The sequence below is a fragment of the Hirschia sp. genome, from assembly GCF_058892565.1.
In genome coordinates this window covers 1-6,260 of the sequence record NZ_JBZXVU010000060.1, presented here as the reverse complement: position 1 = coordinate 6,260, position 6,260 = coordinate 1, and the positions used below count along the sequence as shown (strand labels likewise).

At 47.3% G+C, this 6,260-nt stretch carries 5 protein-coding genes; 2 read left to right on the top strand and 3 right to left on the bottom strand.

The window, feature by feature from the left end; all coding sequences use genetic code 11:
* Both AC5EF3_RS16200 and AC5EF3_RS16195 read right to left on the bottom strand, forming a co-directional pair.
* The coding region (locus AC5EF3_RS16200; protein ID WP_493548787.1) for a terminase large subunit domain-containing protein at positions 1–762 on the bottom strand (762 nt) is incomplete at its 3' end.
* Positions 692–1,171 carry a hypothetical protein gene (locus AC5EF3_RS16195; protein WP_493548786.1) on the bottom strand — a complete coding sequence of 160 codons (480 nt, stop codon included), beginning with the start codon at positions 1,169–1,171 and terminating at the stop codon, positions 692–694. The genes AC5EF3_RS16200 and AC5EF3_RS16195, both read right to left, overlap by 71 nt.
* A 278-nt stretch (positions 1,172–1,449) precedes the next feature.
* Here AC5EF3_RS16195 and AC5EF3_RS16190 point away from each other — a divergent pair, with 278 nt between their 5' ends.
* Positions 1,450–3,444 carry a transglycosylase domain-containing protein gene (locus AC5EF3_RS16190; protein ID WP_493548785.1) on the top strand — a complete coding sequence of 665 codons (1,995 nt, stop codon included), beginning with the start codon at positions 1,450–1,452 and terminating at the stop codon, positions 3,442–3,444.
* A 171-nt stretch (positions 3,445–3,615) separates the two neighbouring features.
* Here the strand turns inward: AC5EF3_RS16190 and AC5EF3_RS16185 are convergent, their stop codons facing one another.
* Positions 3,616–4,266, bottom strand: a complete 651-nt coding sequence (locus AC5EF3_RS16185) for a potassium channel family protein (protein ID WP_493548784.1) — start codon at positions 4,264–4,266, stop codon at positions 3,616–3,618.
* Between the two features lie 90 nt (positions 4,267–4,356).
* On the opposite strand from AC5EF3_RS16185, the gene AC5EF3_RS16180 reads away from it, so the two are divergent.
* Entirely contained in the window at positions 4,357–6,195 is a 1,839-nt protein-coding gene (locus AC5EF3_RS16180) for an ABC-F family ATP-binding cassette domain-containing protein (RefSeq protein WP_493548783.1), read from the top strand.
* The last annotated feature ends 65 nt before the right edge of the window (positions 6,196–6,260 follow it).

The following is a 6,260-nucleotide window of genomic DNA, read 5'->3' as shown; positions in this document are numbered from 1 at the left end:
TATTTGCGAGCGCAGCCATAAAGCCCCTTTGGGATCATCAATCAGCTCGCCGTCAATCTCTTGCCGACCCAGCCGCGTGCCGCCATAATTTGCTTGCACAGCCTCAAGAAAACTTGGCGCTAAATTGTGCGCATTTTCCAATGTGCTCGCCCGCGTAATCTCAATATTGTCTAATTTCACCAGCTTGCGAATAAGCGGCGTTGGCCTTGGTGTTGTGGTGGCGCAAATGCGTGGATTATCTCCCAGCCGCAATCCAAACATCAGCATGTCCCAACATGTTTGCCCGCGATGCCAAGCGCCTATTTCATCGCCCCACGCCGCATCAAATTGAGGTCCACGCAAACTGTCTGGATCTTCAGCAGAAAACACAAAACCTTCTGCGCCATTTGGCCATTCCAGCCGCCGCCTTGAAGGAGAATAAATCGGCCTTTCTTCAACAGGTCCAATATTGCGCAGTCCTGAAGGCCCTTCAATCATCACTTCGCGAACATCGCTAAGCGTTGGCCCCACTAAAGCCACACGCTGTTTGCCATGCTCCCAAATTTGAGACCTTATCCATTCCGCACCTGCGCGCGTCTTGCCCGCACCGCGCCCGCCCATATAAAGCCAAATATGCCAATCAGTATCTGGCGGTATTTGCCCTTCATGCGCCCATAATTGCCAATCATGAAAGATGGTTTCAGCATCATCCCTAGTCTTCAGGCAATTGAGTATCGCTTCTCTTTGCGCATTTCGTTTCTCGGATGCCAGTAATCCTCTCAAGGCGGCGTTCGATTTCGGCCCGTAAATCCTCCAAGGATGGCTTGTTTTCTCCTTGGTCTGTTGGCGTGTCATGCATTGTTTTTCCCGCTTGTTTTATTGATCTGCCAGCCCCTTCCAATTGCTCAATGCCTTCATAAATTTTCAGATATTGAAGGATAGTTTTCAGCCGTTTATTGCAATCGTCTAAATCCCCGCGCATCAGCTCTTTTTCAGCCGCAAAGAGAATGCGCTTAAATTTGACCTTCAATAAGTCTTTTGACGTTTGCGCCCGCGTCCAACCAAATTTTTGATACCATGTCCGCACAGTATAAATGCTCACGCTATAGCGCTCTGCCATATCCTCAACCGACATTCCCGCACGAAAATCATATTCGCGCAGCAGCCAATCGGGATGATCCAATTGCTCCATATCAAGCTCTTATTGTTTGGGGTTTTATCTCAGTGTAGCCAATATAGAGGGGCTTAGTGTTGGGTCGGATATCTTGTTCGCAAAACCATCAAATCCCCTGTTTAAACGCGATAAAAACAGGCAAACCATTGGGATAAGCTGCAAACTATCCCCGTTTTTCAGTCAAATACACATAAACGCCATGAATTAAATTTAGTTAGCCAAATATCTTGACCAGATATAAACCTTAACACACTACCAGAATCATATCTTTGACTAAGCGCGGACCGACAAACCCCATGGCAGGCTTTCGAGCAGACAAATTAGCGGCAAAAGACAAGTCCCGCTCCGATCTTCTCAAATGGATCGGTATTGGCGCGCTTGCTGTCTTCATCACCTTGTTTCTAACGGCCGCTTTATTGTGGAATGCTCTGTTTGCGCAAATGCCAAGCCTACCGTCTAAAGACGAGCTTTGGTCCATGAACCGCGAACCCGCGATTGAATTTGTCGATGAAGAAGGCACTACAATCGCTGTGCGCGGCCCACGTTATGGCAATATCATTGCGCCAGCCGATCTGCCGCCACATGTCATTCAGGCTTTCTTATCTGTTGAAGACCAACGTTTTTATCAGCACACAGGCGTCGACCGTTGGGCAATTTTACGGGCCGCAATCGCCAATTGGCGTGCGGGTGAAACCGTTCAGGGTGGATCAACCCTCACCCAGCAACTTGTCAAAAACCTCTTCCTGACACCCGAACGCACATTGCGCCGCAAAGCCCAAGAAGCACGCCTTGCTTCCGATTTAGAGCAGATGCTGTCTAAAGAAGAAATTCTAGAGCTATATATAAACCGTATCTATCTTGGCTCTCGCAGTTATGGACTAGATGCTGCCGCGCAAACCTATTTTGCAAAATCACCACAAGACCTCACAGTTGCCGAAGCCGCTTTAATCGCCGGCCTACCACAAGCGCCCTCTCGCTATTCGCCTTATAATAATATGGACCTTGCCATAGAGCGGCGTAACCTTGTGATTAGCCGGATGGTCAATAACACATTCATCACCCCTACAATGGGCGAGCGCGCCAAAAACGAACCCATCACTCTGGTCGAAGAAGCCTTTGACCCACGTATGGGATATTTTCTAGATGCCGCCACAGAAAATGCCCATCAGCTCATGGCCGGAAAAGACGTGCCCGATCTGGTTGTGACATTATCAGTCGATTTAGACCTACAGGCCAAAGCGTCAGATATACTCAATGCGAAACTAGATGAAGTTGGTGAGAGCAAAAACATAGACCAAGGCGCAATTGTCATTCTCAGCAAAGATGGCGGTGTGCGCGCAATGGTTGGCGGACGCGATTATGCCGACAGTCAGTTTAACCGCGCGACCCAAGCCATGCGCCAACCCGGCTCCGCTTTTAAAGCATTCGTTTTTGCTGCTGCCTTAGAAACAGATTTACACCCTTATGATGTACGCCGCGACGAACCTGTATCAATTGATGGCTGGAAACCCAAAAACTATGGAGGCGGCTACAAAGGTCCCGTCACTTTGTCTGAAGCATTTGCACACTCAATCAACACTGTTGCCGCAAATCTGGCACAGGAAGTCGGCATGGAAAGCGTGGTTAGCCTCGCAAATCGCTTTGGAGTTTCCACGCAATTAGGAACTTATCCATCAGTCGCACTTGGGTCTGAAGAAGTCCCCCTAATGGACATGACACGCGCTTATGGTGTGTTTGCAACTGGTGGACAAATTTTCAAACCTTGGATCGTTAAACAAGTGCGCAGCTCTCGCGGTGACATCCTGTTTGAACAAAAACCAATCAAGCCAATGAAGATTTTTAATGATGCCCGAAACCGCGAAATGGTCGGCATGATGAGCCGTGTTGTCATTGGCGGAACGGGTAAGGCTGCAAAGCTAGAAGTGCTTCCCCCGCCACCAGCTGATGGCAGTGAGCCTCCGGCACGATCAGGCCCGCCCGAATACCGCGATGTTGCGGGTAAAACCGGCACAAGTCAGGATTGGCGCGACGCCTTATTCATTGGCTTTACCGCAGATTATATTGGCGGTGTCTGGGTGGGTAATGATGATGACACCCCAATGAAAAAAGTCACTGGTGGAGAAGCACCGACTCAAATCTGGCATGATGTTATGATGATCGCCCATGAAGGCCTCCCAGCCTCGCCGCTACCAGGTGCAGAAAAAGCAATTACAATCAGTGCTGTGGAAGAAGAAAAACTCGCCTATTATCGCTCTCTCGCCAGCGCATTTGCATCAATTGAAAACCAATAGATGTCTCTACACAAACTCTCGAAAATCTTGACTTTTGAAGAAAATAATATATATTGAGACCAAGAGGAAATTTATGACACAGTTTATTAAAAATCACCCCGTAAACGCATTAGCATCTGCTGCTACAGTCATAGCCGCAATGATGGGTATTTTCACATTGATTGCTGGCGTTTAAATCTTATCGACAGATTTAGTCTTTTCTTTTTTCAATAATGCTTTCTTGAAACGTCGCAACCGACTAAGTCTATTCGAACATTTCACCCAAACCAAAAATGACCAATACTCATTGATTTTATGGTCATTTTTTATATGCGACTGTCGAAGCATATCCATTCCAAAAGTAACCATTATCCCCAAAACGGTATAGCCCATCAAAGACTGAAGAGCTGCATATAATCGTAAATCGCTACGTGGTTGAAAATCTCCATACCCTAGCGTCGTGAATGTTACTATTGAGAAATAAAGCCCATCCCAAATATCATGACTCATACAATTTTCTGTTTCATCACAAGAGAAATTCATCCCGTATGAACTATTTATAATTGCAAAGACTAGGATTAATACAACAACATCAAGCGCCAGTAATAATAGCGCCCATTTATCAGAAAATGTTGGGTTAGACACCCCATATATGACGAGCGTAAAAATGACGATACACGGCACAAAAGCAACAAAAAAAGTCCCATAGGACGAACCAACCAGATTTTCCCGAAATGCAAACCCCACAATAGCCATAAGCAGGCTGAAAAATGTTGGTACAAACATCCCTAGAAAAAACGTACGTCTTTCTCCTGTAGTCGGCTTGCGTTTGCGGCCAATCATATATCCCCCCTCCGAAAACATACTCACCGAATAAACCATTCTACTTATTTGGGCTTCCCGTGCAACCAACTCCCCGCTATACCGCGTTTCATGTCTCAAGCTCCTATTGCCACTCTTCGCAATGTTCAGCTCACGCTGGGCGGTGCGCCTCTATTCACTGGTGTTGATCTCTCACTCTATGCAGGCGAGCGCATTGCGCTGGTTGGACGTAATGGTGCGGGTAAATCAACGCTCATGCGCATCTTTGCTGGCAATCTGGAAGCAGACTCAGGCGATGTCTGGAAACAACCGGGCGCTAGCTTTCAATATCTGCATCAAGAACCTGATTTTTCTAAATTCAAAACCGCGCTTGAATACGCCTCTGCCGACATTGATGAAACAGAAATGTATATGGCCGAGATGGAATTGGACATGGCGGGTCTCGCCCATGACGTTGATCCCTCTACACTTTCTGGCGGTCAGGGCAAACGCCTCGCTCTTGCACGTGCCTTTGCATCAGATCCAGATATCTTACTGCTAGATGAGCCAACCAACCATTTGGACGTATCTGCCATTGAAGAATTAGAAGGCCGCATTAGCAGCTTTCGCGGCGCGATCTTACTGGTTAGCCACGACCGTCGTTTCATGGAAAACACCACAACAGCCACAGCATGGCTTCGCCAAGGCGTTGTGCGTAAACTCGATCGCGGTTTTAAAGCCTTTGATGAATGGGCTGAACAAGTTGAAGCTGAAGAAGAAAAAGCGCTAGACCGCCTCCAGACAAAGCTGAAAGCCGAACAAAGATGGCTCATGCGCGGTGTAACAGGTCGGCGCAAACGTAATCAGGGTCGCCTCTCCAAAGTCGCCAATATGCGCGCTGAGCAGGCCGAGCGTAAGCACAACCTCAATCAGGCCAACACAACGGCATCAATCATCTCAAACGACGCTGCCCCCTCTTCAAAGCTCGTATTTGAAGGCATCGACATCCAGAAAGCTTTTGATGCCCCCGGCGGCGGCAAAAAAGTCATCGCCAAGGATTTCAGCATCAAGATTATGCGCGGTGCCCGCCTTGGACTTGTTGGTGGAAATGGTGTCGGTAAATCCACGCTGTTAAAGATTATGCTAGGCGAAATTCCAGTCGATGAAGGCTCTGGCCGTGTTCGCATCGCCAAGAATTTGCAAATCACATATCTGGACCAAAACCGTAACACGCTCAAAGACACAGATACGCTGTGGGAAGCACTTGCGCCAGATGGCGGCGACCAGATCATGGTGCGCGATTATCCGCGCCACGTCGCCTCCTATGCTAAAGATTTCATGTTTGGACCTGAACAGTTAAGACAACCCGTTTCAGCTCTCTCTGGAGGTGAACGCAACCGCCTAACACTTGCGATAGCCTTGGCAAAAAGTTCCAATCTCATGGTGTTGGATGAGCCAACCAATGATCTTGATATGGAAACGCTTGATCTGCTTGAAGACATGCTGATGGATTATGAAGGCACGCTGATTATCGTATCGCACGACCGTGCTTTCCTTGATGGCGTCGTTACCTCCGTTCTCACACCTGAAGGCGATGGTGAATGGCTCGAAACCCCAGGTGGATATTCTGATTATCTGTCACAAAAGCAAAACCGCATTGCATCAAAAAAGAAACAAGCTGCAGCCAAATCAACTGGCAAAAACCATTCATCACCCTCCAAGTCCAACAAGCCTAAAGTCAAACTGACGTTTAAAGATCAGCATCGCTTTGATGAATTGGAAAAACTCATTCCAAAGCGTGAATTGGAAATTAGTGAACTTGAAAAAGACCTAGCAGACCCTGATCTATTCACGAAAAAACCTGATGAATTCAACACCAAAGCCAAACGATTAGATATGGCTCGTGAAGAACTTGAAACTTATGAAATGGACTGGCTAGAACTTGAAGAAAAACGCGATGGCTTGAGCTAATTCTCAATAATCTACTCTTATGCAGAATAACTGTAAAATATTGCTATTCGTATGCAAACCATAAG

Bases quoted from the DNA above. Each gene is read 5' to 3' on its own strand.
- AC5EF3_RS16190 (WP_493548785.1), top strand. From the start codon at position 1,450: ATGGCAGGCTTTCGAGCAGACAAATTAGCGGCAAAAGACAAGTCCCGC.
- AC5EF3_RS16180 (WP_493548783.1), top strand. From the start codon at position 4,357: ATGTCTCAAGCTCCTATTGCCACTCTTCGCAATGTTCAGCTCACGCTG.
- AC5EF3_RS16195 (WP_493548786.1), bottom strand. From the start codon at position 1,171: ATGGAGCAATTGGATCATCCCGATTGGCTGCTGCGCGAATATGATTTT.
- AC5EF3_RS16185 (WP_493548784.1), bottom strand. From the start codon at position 4,266: ATGATTGGCCGCAAACGCAAGCCGACTACAGGAGAAAGACGTACGTTT.